Raw genomic sequence first — 20,670 nt, 5'->3', positions numbered from 1 at the left:
CGCGCGGCCCCGCCCCCGCGATCTCACCGCGAGCGGGTCAGCCCGCTCAGCAGGTGCCGCAGTCCAGCTCGCGGATCTGGGTGCCGGAGCCGGTGCAGTACCGGCTCTGGTACTGGACCTTGTTGGTCCAAAAGAGCCCACAGCGGTTGCAGTGGGAATTGCGCCACGGCCCGCAGGCGGCCGCCTCGGCCCGCACCTGCGGAGCGAACGACCGGAGCATCCGGTCACTCATCGACGTGATCATGCCGATCATGTCTCTTCCTTTCTCGGTAAGCGCCATAGCTGACAATCAACAGACAACCAGCAGCGGGTACACAGGCGGTTCACTGACGGTTCACCGCGTCACGGAAACCGCGACCGGGCCTTCTTCCGGAGTACCGGGAACCACCTCGGCCGGATTCGGCCAGTTCCCTTTCCCGCCCTGAAACCCGTGTTACGCTGCGCAAACTGGTGGACATGGGTTACCGTGCGCCGCCTTGACCGGGGGATACGCCGAGAGGAGCAGAGATTCACCGAGGTTCCCGACTCTCGGCATCGAGCTGGAATAAAGATGATATGAGACATTCATGGAATTCAAATTACTGGGACCGCTCGAAATCCTGGACGACGCCGGAAGCCACGTACCCGTCAACCGGCTGAAACACCGACAACTCCTCGTCGCGCTCCTGTTGAGAGCGAATACCACGGTGTCCTTCGGACAGCTGATCAGCGATATCTGGGGGGCGGGTTCACCGAGGTCGGCGAAGGGGAACATCAAGACCTACGTCTCCCACCTGCGCCAGCTGCTGGACCGGATCGAGACCGTCGGTGACGGCTACCGGATCCGTGTGGAGCCCCGCGAACTGGACTCCGCCGTGTTCGACGCGGCGCTGCGCCGGGGCCTGCGTGCGGCGGAGGGGGGAGGGACCGACGACGCGGAACCGCTCCTGGAGGAGGCGCTGGGGCTGTGGCGCGGCAGCGCCCTGCAGGACACCCCGCTCGACGGCGACCTGGCGCTCACCCACACGCACCTGGACGAGCAGCGGCTCGCCTGCTTCGAGGAGCTCATGAAGGTCCGGCTGTCCCAAGGACGGCACACCGAGGTCCTCCACCGGCTGAACTCGGTGATCGGTGCCCACCACCCCCTGCGCGAGCAGCTGTGGGTCCTGCGGATGACGGCCCTGAGCCGGGAGGGGCGCTGCGCCGAGGCGCTCAACGCCTACCAGGACATCCGCTCCCGCCTGGTCGAGGAGCTGGGGGTGGACCCCAGTCCGGCGCTGCGCAAGCTGCACAGCCGGATCCTGGCCCGCTCCCCCGAACTGTGCCCCGAGTCCGGGGAGTACCCCTCGCTGCGCGGCCACCGGTCCAGCACTCCGCAGCAGCTGCCGATCGACGTCCCGACGCTCTACGGGCGCGAGGAACAGGTGGAGCTGATCAGCGCTCACCTGGCCGCCCCGGGGTCCTCGGCCCCGCCGGTCGTGTCCGTCGAGGGCTGCCCCGGGGTGGGCAAGTCCGCCCTGGCGGTGCACGTGGCCCACCGGGCGGCCGGCGCGTTCCCCGACGGGCGGCTGTACGTCGACCTGCACGGAGCCTTCCCGGGCACCGAGCCGCTGACCGCGCACGCGGTGCTCACCCGCTTCCTGCGGGCGTTCGGCGTGGAGGGGGCGCCGGCCGACGCCGAGGAGGCCGCGTCCCGGCTGCGCACGGCGCTGTCCGGGAAACGGGTGCTGATCGTCCTGGACGACGCCGCCTCGGCCGGCCAGGTCCTCCCCCTCCTGCCGTCGGACCCGGCGTGCGCAGTGCTCGTGACCGCCCGGCGGAACCTGGCGTCGCTGCGCCCCTCCCTCAGGGTCCGCCTGTCCGTCCTCTCACCCGAACCGGCCGTCTCCATGCTCACCCGGACGGTCGGCGAGGACCGCCTGCCGCCCGGCTCCCCCACCGCGCGGGCGCTGGCGCGGCTGGCCGGACACCTGCCGGCCGCCCTGCAGGCCGTGGCCGACCGTCTGCTCCCGCACCCGGCGGGCTACGCCGACCACCTGCTCGCGCGGCTCTCGGACGTGCGATGCCGCCTCGACGTTCTGCGCACCGACGGCCTCGGGATCGCCGACCGGATCGGCGCCAGCCTCACGGCACTGCACCACGGCGGACAGGCCACGGCCGCCGAGGCGTTCCGGCGGCTGGGCGGGGCGCGCGGCGCGGCGTTCACCCTCCAGGAGGCGGCCGAACTGCTCGGGGTCCCGGTGGAGAGCGTGGACCGCACCCTGGAACCGCTGCTCAACGCGAACCTGGTCGACTCCGCGGGCCCCGGGCGGTACGAGATGCACGACCTCGTCCGCCTGTACGCCCGGGAGCAGTACGCGCGGCGGCTCTCCGTCACCGAGGGCCCCGCCCGGAGCGAACGGCCGCTGGTCAGCGGGTTCCCCGCGCCGGGCCACACGCTCCGCGCCGCGGGCCTGCCCCTTCCGACGCACCAGGTCTGCTGAGGGGGGCCGTCCGCCCCTCCGCGCCGGGACGGCCCTGGCCCCGCGTCCCGGACCTCCCGCGCCCCGAGCCCGCGGGAGGCGCCCTCCGCCCCGGGGCCGCCGGGCCCGCCGTGGCCGGTTCCGGACAACCCTCACCCTCCGTGCCAGCGGTGTGACGGCAGGACACCCGCGGCGGCGCCGGAGCGGAAGGCCTCCGCGCCGCGCGCGGGGCACCGCCCACCCGGGGAACGGGGTGTGTTCACGCAGGTGGTGACCGGGTGAGGACGCTTCGTGAGGGTGACTCCGTGTCCGTTTCGGGTAGGTAGGGGCGGAAGCTCGGAACCCCGCGGCCCCTGACCGTTCCCGGAGGACAACAGCAAGGGGTGACAAGACCCCGCAATCCACACAGAATGGATCCGTACGGCCAGTGCGGGTTCCCTTTCGACGGACCCGGCCCGCTCACGGTGGACGGGTCCACGGCCACCCCACATCCCCGCCCGGAGGAGACACCGGATGGAAGGCGCCCTGTCTGTGATCGCGCTGGTCGCCGTCGTCCTGTCGGCTGGCACGATCGCGGTCGCCGCGCACTTCCGCAAGGAACGGGCGGCCGGACTGCGGGACTGGGCGCACGCGCACGGGTGGACCTACACCGAACACCTTCCCGACCCCCTCGGGGAGGCGGTGCTGCCCCGGTCCGCCCTGGGCCCGCACCCGCGGGCCCAGCACGTGCTCACCGGGCGCCGGGGCCCGCACCTGGTGACCGCCTTCGAGCAGACGCACACGACCGGCAGGGGCACCGACAGGGTCCGGCACGTCCACCGGATCGTGGCGGTGCGCACCCCAGGCCCCGGCGCCGAACTGCAGATCGTGCGCAGGCGCGGCTCCGAGACCTCCGACGACACCTTCGGCAGCGCCTTCCAGGCCGTGGGCCGCGACCCCGGTTTCACCGCGGCCGTGCTCGACGGCGTGGTCACCAAGTGGCTGCTGGCCGACCCCCGGTCGCGCTCCCTGCCCGTGCGCTTCAGCGGGGACTACGTCCTGACGTGGGCGGCCATGCGGCTGGACCCCGACCGTGCCCTGACCGCCGCCGACTACCTGATCGACCTCGTGGAGAGAATCCCCGCCGACGCCTGGAAGCGGGGCGCTCCGGGCCGCTGAGCGGCGCCGGGGCCCGCGCGGACGCGCGGGCCCGCGCCCCGGAGGCGGATAGGATCCGCTTGCCCCGTAGCAACAAGGAGTAGCACCCTCATGAGCGACCCCAACGCGACGCACCGCATCTCGCGCGCGGACCTGTTCCGCGACGACGAGGAGGAGACCACCCCGGACCCCAACGCGACCGCGCGCATCTCCCGCGCGGACCTGTTCCGCGACGACGACGAACCCCCCGCCGGGCGGAGCCAGGAGCGCTGAGGCCGCCTGAGACGGCGAAGGCGCCCATCCGGAGAGATGGGCGCCTTCATCGCGTTCGCGGCGCCTACGGCACGGCAGGAGGGCGTCTAGCGGCGCTCACGGACGGCGGCCACGATCTCGGCCACCGCCTCGTCCACGGGGACGCCGTTGTTCTGGGAGCCGTCCCGGTAGCGGAAGGACACCGCGTTCTTGCTGATGTCCTCGTCGCCGGCCAGCAGCATGAAGGGCACCTTCTGCTTCTGGGCGTTGCGGATCTTCTTCTGCATGCGGTCGTCACTGGCGTCCACCTCGACGCGGATGCCCTCGGCCCGCAGCTTCGCGGCCACCTCGCGCAGGTAGGGCACGTGCTCGTCGGCGATCGGGATGCCGACCGCCTGCACCGGGGCCAGCCATGCCGGGAAGGCGCCCGCGTAGTGCTCCAGCAGCACGGCGAAGAAGCGCTCGATGGAGCCGAACAGGGCGCGGTGGATCATCACCGGGCGCTGGCGCGAGCCGTCGGCCGCGGTGTACTCCAGGTCGAACAGCTCGGGCAGGTTGAAGTCGAGCTGGATGGTGGACATCTGCCAGGTGCGGCCGATGGCGTCCCTGGCCTGGACCGAGATCTTGGGGCCGTAGAACGCGGCTCCGCCGGGGTCCAGGACCAGTTCCAGCCCCTGCTTCTGCGCGGCCTCGCGCAGGGTCTCGGTGGCCTCCGCCCAGACCTCGTCCCCGCCGACGTACTTCTCCGGGTCCTTGGTGGACAGCTCCAGGTAGAAGTCCTCCAGGCCGTAGTCGCGCAGCAGGTCGAGCACGAAGGTCAGCAGCGAGTCGAGCTCGTCCGCCATCTGCTCCTTGGTGCAGTAGATGTGCGCGTCGTCCTGGGTGAAGCCGCGGGCCCGGGTCAGGCCGTGCACCACTCCCGACTTCTCGTACCGGTACACGGTGCCGAACTCGAACAGGCGCAGCGGCAGCTCCCGGTAGGAGCGCCCGCGCGCGTCGAAGATCAGGTTGTGCATCGGGCAGTTCATCGGCTTGAGGTAGTAGTCCTGGCCGCCGTCGAGCTGCATGGGGGGGTACATGCCGTCCGCGTACCAGTTCAGGTGCTGGGACTTCTCGAACAGCGTGCTCTTGGTGGCGTGCGGGGTGTAGACGAACTCGTACCCGCCCTCCTCGTGCCGCTTGCGGGAGTAGTCCTCCATCACCCGGCGGACGGTGCCGCCGCGGGGGTGGAAGACCGCCAGGCCCGAGCCGATCTCGTCCGGGATGGAGAACAGGTCGAGCTCGGCGCCGAGCTTGCGGTGGTCGCGCTTCTCGGCCTCCTCCAGGAAGGTCAGGTAGTCCTTGAGGGCCTCCTTGCTCTCCCAGGCGGTGCCGTAGACCCGCTGCAGCTGCGGGTTGGTCTCCTTGCCCCGCCAGTAGGCGGCGGCGGTGCGCATGAGCTTGAAGGCCGGGATGACGCGGGTGGTGGGCAGGTGCGGTCCCCGGCACAGGTCCTTCCAGCACAGCTCCCCGGTGCGCGGGTGGACGTTGTCGTAGACGGTCAGCTCGCCCGCGCCGACCTCCACGCCCGCGCCCTCGGCGGCCTCGGTGGCGCCGCCCTTGAGGCCGATCAGCTCCAGCTTGTAGGGCTCGGTGGCCAGTTCGGCGCGGGCCTGCTCCTCGGAGACGACGCGGCGGTCGAAGCGCTGCCCCTGCTTGATGATCTGCTGCATCTTCTTCTCGATGCTCTTGAGATCGGCGGGGGTGAAGGGCTCGGCGACGTCGAAGTCGTAGTAGAAGCCGTTCTCGACGGGCGGGCCGATGCCCAGCTTGGCCTCGGGGAAGAGCTCCTGGACGGCCTGGGCGAGCACGTGCGCGGTGGAGTGGCGCAGGATGGCCCGCCCCTCCTCGGAGTCGATGGTGATCGGCTCCACGGTGTCGCCGTCGCGCAGCTCGCGGGCCAGGTCGCGCGGCTCCCCGTTGACCAGTGCCGCGATGACGGTCCTGCCGTCGGCCTCCAGCGCCTGCCCCGCCGTCGTGGTGGCCGCCACCGCACGCGGGGTTCCGGCGAGGGTGATGTGCAGCTCAGGCGCGGCGGACACGGTGACTCCTAGGAAGACGTGGACTGGTGTCGAACGCGCGGCGGCCGCCGCGGGAGGGCGGTCGGGCGCGTGCCCCCGATGCTATCGGCTCCCGGAGGGCCCCGCCCCGGCCGTCCACAGGGGTACGCGGGCCCGCACGGGCGCCGCGAACTGGGGATTCGGACCGGGGATTCGGATGCCCCCGACGTACCTGTGTGAAGGCTGGCGGAGCGGGCAGAAGTTCAGCAGGAACACTGTTCTGTCCTGGAATGTTCTTTTTTCGGGGGTTGTCCACAACCGTGGGCGGGACCATTGATCCCGGCACCGGGATCGGTGACAATCAGCAGACATCCGATGACCGCCCCCAGTCGACCCGAATGCACCCACTCGCATCGACCGAATACTGTGAGCGCATGTCACCGAGCCCAGCACACGGCCCGTCTGCCCCGGAGACATCCCCCGGCCGCCACACCCGCGTACGCAGGTGGCGGCGGCTTCGAGCCCGGTTGCGCCTGTTCCGCAGGCGCATGCACGCCCATCCAGCCCTGCGCCTGCCCTGGCGCGTCCTCGTGGGGACCGCCGGGGCCCTGGTGGTCCTCGCGGGGCTCCTCATGATGGTCACTCCGGGCCCCGGCGTGGCCGCCGTGCTCCTGGGCCTGGTCATCATCAGCACGGAGTTCCGCTGGGCCCACCGGCTGCTGCGTCCCGCCCGGGTGTGGTTCCGCCGCGCGGAGCGGTACGGGATGCGCCTGCGGGGCGAACTCCTGCGGCGCCTGCGCCGACGCCGCGCGCTGCCCGGGGGCCCGCCCGCCGAGTAGGCGCGAACGGCCCCGGAAACCGCGAGGCGGCCCCATGCGGAGGTAAAACCTCCAACCGGGACCGCCTCGGATTCGTGTGGGCGATACTGGACTCGAACCAGTGACCTCGTCGGTGTGAACGACGCGCTCTAGCCAACTGAGCTAATCGCCCTGAGCTGCTGCTCCGTCCGCCCTGTCGGCCGGACAACAAAGACTCTAGCGCATGTTCGGGAGTGCTCGGCGCACACGGCCCCTCCGGGCGGCGCGCCGACATGTGACGGAGGTCACATTACTCTTTCGAGGGGTTCGTGGGAGTGTCTGCTCTCAGCCGCGATCCCCGCAGTGATAAGGAGTTCCAGCCCCCATGGACCCGTCGAGGAGCACCCCCGCGTTGCCTCCGCGTGACGTGGGACACCCGACATTGGGAAATCTTTGGTTTCTCCTGGTCATTACAGTGACGAAGGATCGTGGAGCCGCACCGCGGCCCGCCGCGCCCGCTGGGCGGGCGGCGAGACCTCCGGTCCCACCCACCAAGAAAGCCTCCGTACTCACGTCATGTTCCGCGGGAACCCGCGTTGGAGCCAGTGAGACGGCAACCGACCCCGCGCCGCAACAGCAAGGGCGGACGAGAAAAGGTTTGGCGAACATGAACAGTAGCGACACCACTGCCACCGCCGAGCTGGGCCTGCGGCTCGTAGTCCCCGAACGCACGGCGGTTCCCCTCGTCGCACGACTCGACTACAGCGCTGACGACCCGTACGCGATCCGGGTCGCCTTCCACACCGGCGAGGACAACCCCGTCGAGTGGATCTTCGCCCGCGAGCTCCTGACCGTGGGCATCGTGCGCCCGGTCGGCGAGGGCGACGTGCGCGTGTGGCCCTCCAAGGACGAGGGCGGCGAGCGCGGCGTGAGCATCGCGCTCTCCTCCCCCTTCGGCCAGGCCGAGTTCGACACCCAGGTCGCCCCCCTGGCCGAGTTCCTCCACCGGACCTACGAGATCGTTCCCGCGGGCCAGGAGGGCCAGTTCGTGGATCTCGACGCCGAGATCCAGCAGCACCTCCACTCCTGACCACCCGGCCCCCGCGGGGGCCTTCCACGACTGAGGGGGCGGCGCCCGGGCGCCGCCCCCTCAGTCGTGTCCGCCGTCAGGGGTCGATGTCGGCCGCGGAGTGCTCGGCGAACACCGCCATGGCCTTGGCCGTGACCGGTCCGGGCCCGGAGGACACCTCCCGGCCGTCGATGTGCAGGATGGGCTGCACGTCGCGCCCGGTCGAGGTCAGGAAGGCCTCGGTGGCCTCGGGAAGGCGCTCCATCGGGACGTCCTCCTCCTCGCCGCCGAACCACTCCAGGACCAGTTCGCGGGTGATGCCCGCCAGGGGCCCGGCCGACAGCGGAGGGGTGAGCAGGCGGCCGTCCAGCACCACGAAGACGTTGCTGCCGGTGCCCTCGCACAGGTTGCCGCTCACGTTGCGGAACAGGGCCTCACCGGCGCCGCGCTCGCGGGCGTGGGCCAGGGCGCGCACGTTCTCGGCGTAGGAGGTGGTCTTCAGGCCCGCCAGGGCGCCGAACTCGTTGCGCGGCCAGGGCACCGTCACCACGTCGGCGTGCGGGGCGATACCGGGGAAGGGTCCCAGGGCGACGATGGCGGTCTGCTCGCCCGGGGAGCGGTCCGAACCCAGCGGCCCCGTGCCGTCGGTGACCGTGATCCGCACCCGGGCGTCGTCCAGCCCGGGGTTGGCGGCCAGGGCGCGCTCGACGCCGTCGGCGATCAGGTCCAGGTCGGGCTCGGCCATGCCCAGGCCCTCGGCGGACCGGGCCATCCGCCTCAGGTGGCGGGTGAGCGCGAAGGGGCGGCCACCCCTGGCGCGCACGGTCTCGAACACCCCGTCCCCCACGGTGATCCCGTGGTCCAGCACGGGGATGCGCGCCTCCTCCGCGTCGACGACGGCGCCGCGGCCGTACCCGGCACCCGCGATCCACACCCTCATGTCCAACCCCCAAGTTCTCGATCGCCCAGGTAGGACCGGTGTTCCTCCGATCCTGCCACCTCGGCCGCGCCCCGGAGCCCCCGCGCCCGTACCCGCCACCCCCGGACCTTGGCAAGGGCCTTGACCAGCACCGGCCGTCCGACGGACGCGCCCACCTCGGTCGCGTCACCATAGCGACTGGTCACAAGCCCCGTCCGGGCGGCCGCCCCACCCGGAGTCCACTGTGGCGGCCGGACAGATAAGTTACGAATGACTATCATCTGGGCAACGCTTATGCGGGACCGGTGGCAGCTGATCGAGACCCTCTCACCCACAGACGGTCAGCGGCGACCCGCAGTGCGCGTGTCCCGACCACGCCCAACGGACAGAGCAAAGTAGAGACATGACCCCACCGAGTACCGCCCGTGGAGAGCTCAGCTGGCTGCTGGACGACCTCCTCACCCGGGCCTCCGGTACACAGCACGCCATCGTCCTGTCCACCGACGGCCTCCTCATGGCCACCTCCAGCGGCCTGGACCGTCCCGCCGCCGAGCACCTGTCCGCGATCGCCTCGGGGCTGCACAGCCTCGCCGGCGGCGCGAGCAGGCAGTTCTCCGCGGGCGGCATCCGGCAGAGCATCATCGAGATGGACCGCGCCTTCCTGTTCGTCGCCGCGGCCGGCGAGGGGGCCTGCATGGCCCTGATGTCGGACGCCGACAGCGACGTGGGCCTGATCGCCTACGAGATGAACAAGGTGATCGAGCGGGTCGGCCAGTACCTCTCGGCGCCTCCACGCCCCGACATGCCCTCCACCCCCGCCCACGTGGAGAAGTAGTCCCCCGTCCCTCGGCGGGTCGTCCGCTGGACCTGCCACGGGCGGGGGCGGGTCGGCCGATTTCGCGCTTGGCCGGGAATCCGCTAGAGTTCTTAACGCAGCGAGCGGCGCTGACGGGGCACAACCCCGGGAGCCGCCGGACTCGCCGCGCGGACGTGGCTCAGCTGGTAGAGCATCACCTTGCCAAGGTGAGGGTCGCGGGTTCGAATCCCGTCGTCCGCTCGGAAACGGTTCGACTCCGCCGCCTTCGGGTGGCAGAGTGGTTCCGGCCCCGGGGTTCGCCCCGGGGCGCACGCGGACGTGGCTCAGCTGGTAGAGCATCACCTTGCCAAGGTGAGGGTCGCGGGTTCGAATCCCGTCGTCCGCTCGGAGAGGCCCGCATGGGTGTCACTCGACGGCTTCCCATGTCGTTTCCGGCGGAGTGGCCGAGTGGTTGAGGCAAGGGACTGCAAATCCCTGCACACGGGTTCGATTCCCGTCTCCGCCTCACTTCAGTTTGACCTCATCCCCCGATGAGGGCGGTTAGCTCAGTTGGTTAGAGCGCTACCTTGACACGGTAGAGGTCACAGGTTCGAATCCTGTATCGCCCACCGTATCCTTCCAGGCCAGAGCTTCGGCTCTGGCCTGAGGTGTTTTCCTGGGCCCGCCCTCGCCGCGCCCAGGAGCCGGGCCCGGGACCGTCGGCGGAGGCCACGCGGTTCCGTTCCGCGTTCGTGTCATTACCCTCCGGTGCTGATCGTCCCTGCGAGGATGCTCTGTCGTGGAGGCCGCGCACGGCGCTCGCCTCCGCGTGAATCCGCACGCGAAGGGGCGTCCCTTGAACCTGTCCCGCCCGGGGCCCGCGGGCCCCGTCCGCTCGGCGGCCGTCGCCGTGGTCACCGCCGCGGCCCTCCTCACGCCGCCGCCCCCGGTGACGGCCGACGCCGCCCCGCCGGTGAGCGGGGCCGTGGAGGAGCGGATCGCCCCCGGGGTGGACCTGGCCTCCGGCCCCGCGGGCGCCGGGGAGGGGTTCGCCAGCCTCCTCACCGTCGGCCTCACCGGGGGGACCGGGGTCGAGTACGTCAGCGGAGACAGCCTCACCTCACCCGCGACGGTCGCGGACATGGCGGCCGCCGCACGGCCCCCGGAGGGCTCCACCGTCGTCGCCGCGGTCAACGGCGGCTACTTCGACCTCGGCGCGACCCAGGCCCCCAGGGGCGCCGGGATGAGCGACGGGCGCGTGCTCACCTCACCGGAGGCGGGGTTCGCCCACGCCGTGGTCATCGACGCCGACGGCTCGGGCGGCGTACGGCGGGTGGCCTTCGAGGGGACGGTGTCCCTGCCCTCGGGGACTCTGGACCTGGACGCCCTCAACGCCCCCACCGTCCCCGACGACGGCCTCGGTCTGTACACCTCGGACTGGGGCGGGCACCCACGCGCCCACGTCGTGCACGAACCGGGGGGCGCCACCGCCCCCGTCGCCGAGGCCGTCATCTCCGGGGGCACCGTCGAGCGGGTCGGCGACACCCCCGGCAGCGGCCCGATCGGCGGGGAAGAGCGGGTCCTCGTGGCGCGCGGCTCCGCGGCGGAGCGGATCGCCGCCCTGTCCGAGGGGGACCCGGTCGGCCTGGAGTACGCCCTCACCGCCGAGGGCACCGACCCCCGCGTGGTCCTGGGCGGACGGCACGTCCTGGTCCGCGACGGCGAGCCCGTCCCCGTCGACGACACCTCCCGCGCGCCGCGCACCGCGATCGGGTTCTCCCGGGACGGCGGCACCATGCACGTGGTGGCCACGGACGGGCGCGTCCCCGGCACCGCCGGGTCCACTCTCGCGGAGGTCGCCGCTCTGCTCGCCGCGGCCGGGGCCGCCCAGGCGCTGGAACTGGACGGCGGCGGATCCTCGACCCTGCTCGTCCGCGAGGCGGGGGGCGTGCGCCCCGTACTGCGCAACCGCGCCGGGGACCGGCTCCGGAAGGTCCCCGACGGCCTGGTGGTCACGGCGCCCGAGGGGTCGGCCCGGACCTCGGGCCTGCGGCTGCGGCCCGCGCTGCGGTCCCGGCCCGGGTACGGCTCCCCCGCGCCGCCCCAGGAGGATCCCCGCCGCGTGTTCACCGGCATGCACCGCACCCTCGCCGCCACCGGTCACGACGAGGTCTTCGGTCCCTCCGGCCCCGGTGCGCCCCGCGTCCCCGACGACCGCACCGGCGCGCTCGGACTGTCCGCGCCCACCGGGCACGGTGACGGCCCCCGGTTCGTCGCGGGAGACCCCGGTCCGGTGACCGTCACGGGAAGGGCCGGCGCCGTCCGGGGCACCGTGGACCTGGAGGTGCTGCCCGCCCCGGACACCCTGCGCGCCGCACCGGGGCGCCTGGACCTGGCCTCGTCCGAGGACACCGCCTCCTTCGTGCTCACCGGGGCCGCGGAGGGCGGGGAGCGCGCACCCGTCGAACCGGTCGACGCCGAGGTCCGGGCCGTACCCGAGCTCGAGGTCGTGGCCCACGACGACGGCCGCTTCGAGGTGCGGCCGCGCGTGGAGGAGGGGGCGGGCGCCCTCACGGTGTCCGCCGGCGGGGTGAGCACCGAGGTGCCGTTCTCCGTCGGCACGCGGACGGTTCCCGTGGCGGCCTTCGAGGGCGCCGAGGGGTGGACGGCGCGTTCCGCGCGCGGCGGGGCCGGGGTGCGCCCCGCGGCCGGGCGCGCCGGCCCCGCGCTGGCGTTGGCCTACGACTTCTCCCGCGACATCCGTCCCCGGACCGCCGCCGCCCACCCGCCCGAGCCGCTCGCCCTCGACCGCCGGGCCTTCGCGTTCACCGTGGGCGTGCGCGGTGACGGCAACGGCGCCCGCCTCAGGATCGGCCTCACCGACGCCCACGGCCTCGGCCACTCCCTGGAGGGTCCCGCGGTCGACTGGCGGGGCTGGCGCGACGTGCGCCTGGAGGTGCCCGACGGGGTCGGGCACCCGGTCGCGGTCTCGCGCGTGTACCTGGTGGAGGACGATCCGGGCCGCGTCTACAAGGGTGAGGCGGTATTCGACGGCCTCACCGCCGAGACCGCGGTGGAGCCCCACTCCGCCGGCTGAGCCCCGGCGGCGTTCAGGGCTCCGGCACCGGTGCGCGGAGAGTCCGGCCATTCACGGGCGCGGTCGCCGGACATAAAGACACCGCACGACCTGCCAATTCCTCTCCCGTGGGGGGAGGGAAATGGCGCCTCCCCGGCGGTGGGGCGTTATGCGGCCCACGGGCTCCCGTTCGGATGATCTGACCTCCTCTGATCTTTCTGATCAGATCGGACACCGGGGCCATCCGAATGGGAAACGGCATGGGGAGCACCGGATAAGTGTGATACAGAACTCACTGACAAAGGTTTGCCCGCGGCCGGGCGGGACTACCCGAACGCCCGATCCCCAAACAGGAAAGGATGCCAACGGCGAAGGAAATCTTTCCGACCACCAGCACCCGTCGTGCGGACATCCCACCGAACCCCTCCGCGCCCCCGACGGTTTTCCCAGGCCATGCGGTCCGCCTTCCGTGCACCCCGAGGCCCTGACCACCGGGTCCACCCGACCCTCGCCCCCCTGGCCACAGACGTTGACATACCTCTCAAACCTACTTAAGTACACAGAAAGCCCAAAAAGCCAAATAACTCAATAAGCACCATATAAAGGACCGCACACCATCCTGACCTGCCGCGATGTGCGACGGCGGAAAACCCGCGCATTTCTCGCCACGCGAGACGACGAAAGATGCACGTGCATGCCACCCGAGAGCACCCGCGCCCGAATCCCGGGACAGAGAAGGCGAATAAGCAGGCAAAACACAGAGAAGGCCCCCGGAGCGAACTCACATAAGTTAATCGCGAGTAGTCGATATCCCGAAGAAAATGGGCGCAAAGGTATGGACACGCGGATATCCCCATGCCACCATCTGGAATGTCACTGACCCGGACAACGGCGAGGGAGTTCGTATGATCAAGGGGTACGGTGTATTCTGCGACGCCGACCGCCACTTCTACGACACGCCCCACCGCCTGTGGTCGGGTTCCGAGTCCTCCGGCACGGTCGGCGAACGGGACCGGGTGTTCGAGGCGGCCGAGCGACCGGTGCCCGAGGGGTGGCAGAGCCACCGCTCCGGCGACTGGCTGGCACTGCGCCCCGTCGAGCACCGCCTGCCGGAGCAGGGGTGGAAGATTCACATCTCCGCCTGCCTGGACAACGCGGAGTCGATCCTGTCCCGGGTCTGGGACCACTGCGTGGCGCGGGGTGTCCCCTTCAAGTTCGTCCCCACCCGGTACCTGCTGCACAACCGGAACGCCAAGTACGCCGACCGCGGGAGCAGCGGGAAGTTCATCACCGTCTACCCGGCCGACGAGGAGGAGTGCGCCTCGCTGGCCTCCGGGCTGGACGCGCTCGTGGGCGGCGAACCCGGCCCGTACATCCTCAGCGACGTGCGCTGGAACACGGGCCCGGTCCACCTGCGCTACGGGAGCTTCACCAGGAGGCACTGCTACGACGATCACGGCGAGCCGGTGCCCGCGCTGGAGAACCCCGACGGCGTGCTCGTGCCCGACCAGCGCGGCCCCGTCTTCCGGACTCCGGAGTGGGTGGCCGTCCCCGGGTTCCTCCGTCCGCACCTGGAGGCGCGCGAGGCCGTCAACGTCACCGCTCTGCCGTACGACGTCGAGCGCGCCCTGCACTTCTCCAACGGCGGCGGCGTCTACGCCGGGCGGGACCGGCGCACGGGCGAGCCCGTGGTGCTCAAGGAGGCCCGGCCGCACGCGGGTCTGGCCGCCGACGGCGCCGACGCGGTACGCCGCCTGGAGCAGGAGCGCACCGCCCTGGAGCGCCTCTCCGGACTGGCCTGCACGCCCGAGGTCAGGGACGCCTTCACCCTCGGCGACCACCACTTCCTGGTGATGGAGTACGTCCAGGGCACACCGTTGAACTCCTTCTTCGCCCACCGCCACCCCCTGGTGGACGCCGAACCCGAACCGGAGAGGCTGAGGGAGTACGGCCGGTGGGCGATGCGCCTGCACGGCCTGGTGGAGGAGGCGGTCAAGGCGGTGCACGCGCGCGGCATCGTCTTCAACGACCTGCACCTGTTCAACATCATGGTCTCCGAGGACGAGTCCTCGGTGGTGCTGCTCGACTTCGAGGCCGCCCGGGACGCCGACGAGGACAGCCGCCAGACGGTCGCCAACCCGGGTTTCGTCGCCCCGCGCGGGCGGCGGGGCTTCGACGTGGACCTGTACGCGCTGGCCTGCCTGCGCATCGCGCTCCTCCTGCCGCTGACCAGCGTGCTGGCCGTGGACCGGGGCAAGGCCGTCCACCTGGCCGAGGAGGCCGCGCGCGTCTTCCCCGAGGCCCGGGAGTTCCTGGAACTCGGCGTGGCGGAGATCCTACGCGACCCGGACGGCGGTCCGGGGGCGGGCGCGTCCTCGCCGGGAGCGCTCCCGGCACCCGTCGGCACCCGCGACCCCTACCCGCCGGCCGAGCCTGGGGACTGGCCGCGCAGCCGGGACTCGATGGTCCGCGCCATCCTCGCCTCGGCCACCCCCGACCGGGACGACCGCTACTTTCCCGGCGACATCGCCCAGTTCTCGACGGCGGGCGGCGGGCTCTCCTTCGGCTACGGCGCCGCCGGGGTGCTCTACGCCCTCGCCGAGAGCGGCGCCGCACGGTGCCCCGAGGCCGAGGAATGGCTGCTGCGGCACAGCAAGGAACCCGCTCCCGGGACCCCCCTGGGTTTCTTCGACGGACTCTCGGGCCTGTCCTGGACCCTGCACCGCCTCGGCCACGGGGAGCCCTCCCTGGCGCTGACCGAACTGGTCCTGGCGCAGCCGTGGGAGGGGCTCGGCCCCGGGATGCACGGTGGGACGGCCGGAATCGGCCTGGCCCTCGACTCCCTGGCCGCCGCCACCGGAGAGGCGGAGCTGCGTTCGGGCGCGCTGCGCTGCGCGGAGCTGGCCGCACACGGATTCCTGGGCGCCCCGCCCGAGCGGCGCCGCGCCGGGCTGCTCCACGGGGGCGCGGGCGTGGCCCTGCTCTGCCTGCGCCTGTACGAGCGCACGGGCGACACCGCACTGCTCGACCTGGCCGGGCGAACGCTCCGGGCCGACCTCGACCGCTGCGTCACCAGCGTCTTCGGCACGCTCCAGGTGGACGAGGGATGGCGGACCCTGCCCTATCTCGGCGCGGGCAGCGTCGGGGTGGGAACCGTGCTCGACGACTACCTGGAGCACCGCTCCGACGAGGAGTTCGAGCGGGTCCGGCCGTCGATCGTCAACGCCGCGCGGTCCCGCTTCTACGCTCAGCCCGGCCTCTTCCGCGGACTGGCGGGCATGGTCCTGTACCTGAGCCGGACGACAGCCCCCGGACCCGGCACCGGCCCCGGGGAGGTGCGCCGCCAGGTCGACGCCCTGTCCCGGTACGCCATGCGCTACCGCGGCCACCTGGCCTTCCCCGGAGAACAGTTGATGCGGCTCTCCATGGACCTTTCCACGGGCACCGCGGGATGCCTCCTCGCGCTCGCCGCAGCGCGGGGAGAACAACCCGCCCAGCTGCCCTTCCTCCCTCCGCTGCGGCGGACCCAGAACCGGCCACTGACGTGGTCCGGAACAAATGAATAGAAGAGAAGAAAGTATCGACGAAAGGATGTCAGCCATGTCCCTGCTCGACCTGCAGTCCCTGGAGACCGTCAAGGACGAGGCGCACGGTGAGGCCGCCAGCCCCAGCGCTGCCAGCCTCCTCCTGTGCGGCGACAGCAGCCTGAGCCTCACCACCTGCCGCTAATGAGCGCGGCGTGACCGAGCCGTGGGGCCGGGTTCCGGCCCCACGGCGCCGAGTCCGGTGAACGGACTCCCCCTTCGGTCCGGCGGCGCCCGGGGGCGCCGCCGGGCTCCGCCACGAGCCAGGTAGGAAGGCGACCGGATGGTGTCCACCCGCCCGCGTGACGGCACGGCCGGCACGAACGTCACACGGTCCGCGGACGTCCTGCTCGCCCGCATGACCCGGGCGAGCGCCGGACGCACCGCGGGGATCCTGCTGTGCGCCGCCGGAGCGGCGGCCGCCTCGATCGCCCTGCCCGCCGTGCTCGGCCGCACCCTCGACCTGCTCCTGGAGGGCCACCCGGACGCCGGGCGCGCACTGGCGGTGGCCGTGGCCCTGACCGCCGCCGACGTCGTGCTGGACGCGGCCGTCGCCCTGCTGTCGGGAACGGTCGGCGCGCGGTCCACGGCCTGGCTGAGACGGCGGGCCATCCGTCGCCTGCTGGCCGCCGCGCCCCACGGCGTGAGCCGGTTCTCCCCCGGCGACGTGGCGACCCGTCTCTCGGCGCACGCCACCGAGGCCGGGGCCGCCCCGGCCGGTGCGGCCCAGATCGTCGCGGCGGTCCTCGCACCCGCCGGAGCCCTGGTCGCGCTGTTCGTGATCGACGTGTGGACGGGCCTGGCCTTCGTCCTGGGGCTCCCGCTCCTGCTCCTGGTGCTGCGCTCCTTCGCCCGCCACTCCTCCGACAGCGTCTTTCGGTACCAGCGGGTGCAGGCCCTGATCGCGACGCGGCTGACGGACGCCCTCGGCGGCGCGCGCGCCATCGCCGCCGCCGGGACGGTGGACGAGGAGCGCGCCCGCGTCCTGCTGCCCCTGGGCGAGCTCGGCACCGAGGGGCGGCGCATGTGGTCGGTGCACGGCTCCGCCACGGCGCGCAGCGGAGTACTCATGCCCCTGCTCATCACCGCCGTGCTCGCGGTCGGCGGGCTCGGTCTGGCGGACGGGAGGATCAGCGTCGGCGACCTGCTGGCGGTGTCGCGGTACGCCGCGTTGGCCGCGGGGCTGGGATCGGTGGCCGGTCCGCTCGGAGCGCTGGTCCGCGGCCGGACGGCGGCGCGCCGCGTGAACGCGCTCCTCACGGTCCCCCCGCTGGCCCACGGGCGGGCCCGGCTTCCCTCCGACGGGCCGGGGGCGCTGGAGTTGCGCGGTGTCGGGGTGGAACGCGGCGGCGTGTGGGTGCTGCGCGGCGTCGACCTGCGCGTTCCCGGCGGTCGGACGGTGGCCGTCGTGGGACGCTCCGGCTCCGGCAAGTCGACGCTGGGGGCCGTCGCCGGACGGCTCACCGACCCCGACGAGGGCGAGGTCCGCCTGGACGGCGTACCCCTCGACGCCGTGGCGGCCGACGTGCTCCGCACGGAGGTCGGGTACGCGTTCGAGCGTCCGTCGCTCCAGGGCACCACCGTGGGGGACGCGATCGCGTCGGGGGCCGAGCGCGCTCCGTTCGCACGCGTACGGTCGGCCGCACGGGCGGCCGGAGCCGACGGCTTCGTCCGGGCGCTTCCCCGGGGATACGCCACACCGCTGGAGGAGGCGCCGCTCTCCGGCGGGGAGCTGCAACGGCTGGGGCTGGCGCGGGCGTTCGCCCACGCGGGACGGCTGATGATCCTGGACGACGCCACCTCCAGCCTCGACACGGCGACCGAACGGCAGGTGGAGCGGGCGCTGGCGAGCGAGGTCCGTCCCTGCACCCGGGTCGTCATCGCGCACCGGCTCTCCACGGCGGCGCGCGCGGACCTGGTGGTGTGGCTGGACGGCGGCCGCGTCCGGGCCGTCCGCACACACGCCGAACTGTGGCGGGACCCCGACTACCGCGCGGCCTTCGGCCACACCGACACCTCCGACGAGGGGAACCGGTGAGGCCCGAGGCGGTGGTGGACGGGGCCGGGGCGGCCACCCGGCGCCCCCCGCGGTCCGGGCGCACCCGCCCGCGGCGCCGCGATCCGGACCCGCGGCGGAGGCCGGACCGCCGCCGGGGCGCACTGCGTGGACTGATGCCGCACGCCCGGTCCTTCCTGTGGCGTCACAGGCGTGCGCTGCTGCGCCTGGGCGCCTGGTCTCTGCTGGAGTCCGCGCAGACCTTCCTCCTCGGGATCTGCCTGGCCCGCGCCCTGGACCAGGGGTTCCTGGCGGGGAGGCCCGCCGTCGGCCTGGTGTGGCTCGCCGTCGCCGCGGGCTCGGTCCTCCTCGCCGGCCCCGTACTGCGCGGCGTGTTCGGCCAGCTCTCCGAGCTGGTCGAACCGCTGCGGGACGGGTTGGTGCGGCGCGCGGTCGGACAGGCCCTGCACCGCGCCGTGACCGACCCGGCACAGGCGGCGGTGGCCGAGCGGTCCGCGGTCTCGCGGCTCACCCAGCAGACCGAGATCGCACGTGACAGCTTCGCCGGGCTGGTTTTGACGCTGCGGTCCTTCCTCTTCACCGCGGCGGGGGCGTTCGCGGGGATGCTCACCCTCGCCCCCGAACTGCTGCTGGTCGTGGTACCGCCCATGCTGCTCGGACTGGTGCTCTTCCTCCTCACACTCGCTCCCATGGCCACGGCGCAACGCCGGTTCCTCGACGCCGACGAGGCGTTCACCGACCGTGCGGGAGCCCTGCGGGGCCAGCTGCGCGACCTGGTGGCCTGCGGGACCACGGGCGCGGCGGCCGACCGCGCCGGGGTCCTGGTCGACGAGGCCGCGGCGTCGACGCGGTCCCTGGCCCGGTGGACGGCCGTGAGGACGCTGGCGCTCGGCGTGGCGGGGCAGCTCCCCGTCGTCCTGCTGCTCGTCGCCACGCCGTGGCTGCGCGACCAGGGCGTCACCACGGGAGCGCTCATGGGCGCCCTGGCCTATCTCGTGCAGTCCCTGCTGCCGGCGCTCCAGACGATGATGACCGCCGTGGGCGCCGCGGGCAGCCGCCTGGTGGTGGTCCTCGACCGGTTCGTGTCCGCGGGGGCGGAAGGCGCCGACGGGGGAGGTTCCCGGACCGCGGAGGCCGGTGACCACGGGCCGGACGACCCCCCCGCCGCGGGATCGGCACCGGCGGTGTGGTGCCGCGGGGTGCGGGTGTCCTACGGAGCGGGGGCGCGTCCCCTGGTGGAGGGGCTCGATCTCTCGATCGAGGCCGGGGAGCGCGTCGCGATCGTCGGCCCGAGCGGGATCGGCAAGTCCACGCTGGCACACGTGCTGTCCGGGCTGCACGCCCCCGACGAGGGTTCCGTACGGCTGGCGGGCCAGCCGATCGCCGGGCGTTCCCCCCGGGAGCTGGCCCGGATGCGGGTCCTCCTCCCCCAGCAGGGCTACGTCTTCGCCGGTTCGGTCCGGGAGAACCTCGCCCAGTTGGATCCCGGGGCCGGGGACGACCGCGTCGCCCGGGCGGTGGCGGCGCTGCGCCTCGATTCGCTGGTGGGCCGCCTCGGCGGCCTGGAGGCCGACGTGGACCCCGGAACCCTCTCCGCCGGGGAGCGGCAGGCGCTCTGCCTGGGCCGGGCCTACGTGTCCCCGGCGCCGCTTCTCATCCTGGACGAGTCGACCTGCCACCTGGACCCGGCCGCCGAGGCGCACGCGGAGGACGCGTTGGCGAACCGGCCGGACACGACGCTGATCGTCATCGCGCACCGGTTGTCGTCGGCTCTGCGGGCCGACCGGGTCCTCGTCCTGGACGGCGCGGGCACGGCGTTCGGCACGCACGAGTCCCTGCTGCGCGACTCCCCGCTCTACCGGGACCTGGCGGGGCACTGGAACGCTTCCGGCTGAGGGCCGCGCCCCCGCGGACCGCGCAGGGCGCGGGGAGGCCGCCCACGGGGGCGTCGGACGCGGCGCGGCCCGCCGCCCGAGGAGGAGGGCGGCGGGCCCGAACCGACGGGTCAGGGGATCAGCGGGCGGAGGCGCCGCGCTCGCTGGTGAGCAGGGCGGCCCACTCGGTGGCGGGGAAGGCCAGGGTGGCCGCCTGCCGGTTCTGGGTGTCGCGCACCTGCACGCGTTCGTTCCGGTGGCGCAGTTCCACGCAGTGAGCGGCGTTCTCCGAGTACGAGGACTTGAACCACGCGTTCACAACATTTCCTCCAGCAGTCGGGCCGTGTCGCCCACGGGGAAGCAACGACCGATCACATGCGTCACAATCCCCTCTATCTTGTCCCCCGCCGAAGCGAGTGGAGGCGCGCACGCGGACAGGACCACTGACCCGTCACGGCGACGGACCCCGCCCGGCACACGGCGGAGCCCGCGCACCCGGCCGGACCGCCGGCCCGCCCGCCCCGGGCCGGGAAGGGCGTCCGGTTCCTACCGTGCTCTAACGCGGTCCACAGGAAACGGAAAGGTCCACCTCCTACCGTCGTGACCCATGACGAACAGCACCGAAGAGAGAACCCCGGAGTCCGGGCGGCGCCCGAAACACGGGACCGC

The 20,670-nt window shown here is 72.8% G+C and carries 15 protein-coding genes and 5 tRNA genes; 15 read left to right on the top strand and 5 right to left on the bottom strand.

The genetic code is table 11. The features are described from left to right. Window positions 1–46 precede the first annotated feature (46 nt). On the bottom strand, window positions 47–253 hold the full coding sequence (locus FYW95_RS16855; protein WP_159942294.1) for a hypothetical protein: 207 nt from the start codon (window positions 251–253) through the stop codon (window positions 47–49). A 313-nt stretch (window positions 254–566) separates the two neighbouring features. Between FYW95_RS16855 and FYW95_RS16850 the strand changes: the two genes are divergently transcribed. The 3 genes from FYW95_RS16850 (at window position 567) to FYW95_RS27760 (ending at window position 3,851) form a co-directional block, all read left to right on the top strand. Beyond that, complete coding sequence (locus FYW95_RS16850; RefSeq protein WP_159942295.1) at window positions 567–2,462, top strand: AfsR/SARP family transcriptional regulator; 1,896 nt, start codon at window positions 567–569, stop codon at window positions 2,460–2,462. Between the two features lie 492 nt (window positions 2,463–2,954). Then, complete coding sequence (locus tag FYW95_RS16845; RefSeq protein WP_160050555.1) at window positions 2,955–3,599, top strand: hypothetical protein; 645 nt, start codon at window positions 2,955–2,957, stop codon at window positions 3,597–3,599. A 90-nt stretch (window positions 3,600–3,689) separates the two neighbouring features. After that, window positions 3,690–3,851: a hypothetical protein gene (locus FYW95_RS27760; RefSeq protein WP_201294898.1), complete on the top strand. Its 162-nt coding sequence runs from the start codon at window positions 3,690–3,692 to the stop codon at window positions 3,849–3,851. An 86-nt stretch (window positions 3,852–3,937) separates the two neighbouring features. Here the strand turns inward: FYW95_RS27760 and thrS are convergent, their stop codons facing one another. Further along, window positions 3,938–5,911: a threonine--tRNA ligase gene (gene thrS / locus FYW95_RS16840; protein ID WP_159942297.1), complete on the bottom strand. Its 1,974-nt coding sequence runs from the start codon at window positions 5,909–5,911 to the stop codon at window positions 3,938–3,940. A 506-nt stretch (window positions 5,912–6,417) separates the two neighbouring features. Here thrS and FYW95_RS16835 point away from each other — a divergent pair. Continuing rightward, window positions 6,418–6,708 carry a PGPGW domain-containing protein gene (locus FYW95_RS16835; RefSeq protein ID WP_160050554.1) on the top strand — a complete coding sequence of 97 codons (291 nt, stop codon included), beginning with the start codon at window positions 6,418–6,420 and terminating at the stop codon, window positions 6,706–6,708. A 77-nt stretch (window positions 6,709–6,785) separates the two neighbouring features. Here the strand turns inward: FYW95_RS16835 and FYW95_RS16830 are convergent. Next, window positions 6,786–6,859, bottom strand: a tRNA-Val gene (locus FYW95_RS16830). 474 nt (window positions 6,860–7,333) lie between these two features. Here FYW95_RS16830 and FYW95_RS16825 point away from each other — a divergent pair. After that, on the top strand, window positions 7,334–7,756 hold the full coding sequence (locus FYW95_RS16825; protein ID WP_159942299.1) for an SsgA family sporulation/cell division regulator: 423 nt from the start codon (window positions 7,334–7,336) through the stop codon (window positions 7,754–7,756). Window positions 7,757–7,832: 76 nt separating this feature from the next. On the opposite strand, the gene FYW95_RS16820 is transcribed toward FYW95_RS16825, so the two are convergent. Continuing rightward, complete coding sequence (locus FYW95_RS16820; protein ID WP_159942300.1) at window positions 7,833–8,675, bottom strand: aminotransferase class IV; 843 nt, start codon at window positions 8,673–8,675, stop codon at window positions 7,833–7,835. Between the two features lie 382 nt (window positions 8,676–9,057). Between FYW95_RS16820 and FYW95_RS16815 the strand changes: the two genes are divergently transcribed. The 10 genes from FYW95_RS16815 to FYW95_RS16770 all read left to right on the top strand — a co-directional run bounded on the left by FYW95_RS16815 (window position 9,058) and on the right by FYW95_RS16770 (window position 20,022). Then, window positions 9,058–9,489 carry a roadblock/LC7 domain-containing protein gene (locus FYW95_RS16815; RefSeq protein ID WP_159942301.1) on the top strand — a complete coding sequence of 144 codons (432 nt, stop codon included), beginning with the start codon at window positions 9,058–9,060 and terminating at the stop codon, window positions 9,487–9,489. Between the two features lie 149 nt (window positions 9,490–9,638). Further along, window positions 9,639–9,711, top strand: a tRNA-Gly gene (locus tag FYW95_RS16810). 72 nt (window positions 9,712–9,783) lie between these two features. Beyond that, window positions 9,784–9,856: transfer RNA gene (locus FYW95_RS16805), tRNA-Gly, on the top strand. A gap of 48 nt (window positions 9,857–9,904) precedes the next feature. Beyond that, a tRNA-Cys gene (locus FYW95_RS16800) sits at window positions 9,905–9,976 on the top strand. Window positions 9,977–10,005: 29 nt separating this feature from the next. Beyond that, a tRNA-Val gene (locus FYW95_RS16795) sits at window positions 10,006–10,079 on the top strand. Window positions 10,080–10,306: 227 nt separating this feature from the next. Beyond that, window positions 10,307–12,547: a phosphodiester glycosidase family protein gene (locus tag FYW95_RS16790; protein ID WP_159942302.1), complete on the top strand. Its 2,241-nt coding sequence runs from the start codon at window positions 10,307–10,309 to the stop codon at window positions 12,545–12,547. An 884-nt stretch (window positions 12,548–13,431) separates the two neighbouring features. Further along, entirely contained in the window at window positions 13,432–16,092 is a 2,661-nt protein-coding gene (gene lanKC / locus FYW95_RS16785) for a class III lanthionine synthetase LanKC (protein WP_160050553.1), read from the top strand. Window positions 16,093–16,117: 25 nt separating this feature from the next. Continuing rightward, complete coding sequence (locus tag FYW95_RS16780) at window positions 16,118–16,255, top strand: SapB/AmfS family lanthipeptide (RefSeq protein WP_236567739.1); 138 nt, start codon at window positions 16,118–16,120, stop codon at window positions 16,253–16,255. Window positions 16,256–16,393: 138 nt separating this feature from the next. After that, window positions 16,394–18,148 (top strand): ATP-binding cassette domain-containing protein, encoded by a 1,755-nt coding sequence (locus FYW95_RS16775; RefSeq protein ID WP_160050552.1) that lies wholly within the window; start codon window positions 16,394–16,396, stop codon window positions 18,146–18,148. Window positions 18,149–18,282: 134 nt separating this feature from the next. Further along, complete coding sequence (locus FYW95_RS16770) at window positions 18,283–20,022, top strand: ABC transporter ATP-binding protein (RefSeq protein WP_160050551.1); 1,740 nt, start codon at window positions 18,283–18,285, stop codon at window positions 20,020–20,022. Window positions 20,023–20,140: 118 nt separating this feature from the next. On the opposite strand, the gene FYW95_RS16765 is transcribed toward FYW95_RS16770, so the two are convergent. Next, a complete protein-coding gene (locus FYW95_RS16765; protein ID WP_159945723.1) occupies window positions 20,141–20,320 on the bottom strand; it encodes a DUF397 domain-containing protein in 180 nt (59 codons plus the stop codon). Window positions 20,321–20,670: the final 350 nt, after the last annotated feature.

This window comes from Nocardiopsis sp. FR4, assembly GCF_009830945.1.
In the GTDB taxonomy this organism is placed as follows: Bacteria; Actinomycetota; Actinomycetes; order Streptosporangiales; family Streptosporangiaceae; genus Nocardiopsis.
Note: the sequence above shows the minus strand (reverse complement) of the source record. Positions and strands in the feature narration are given on the sequence as shown.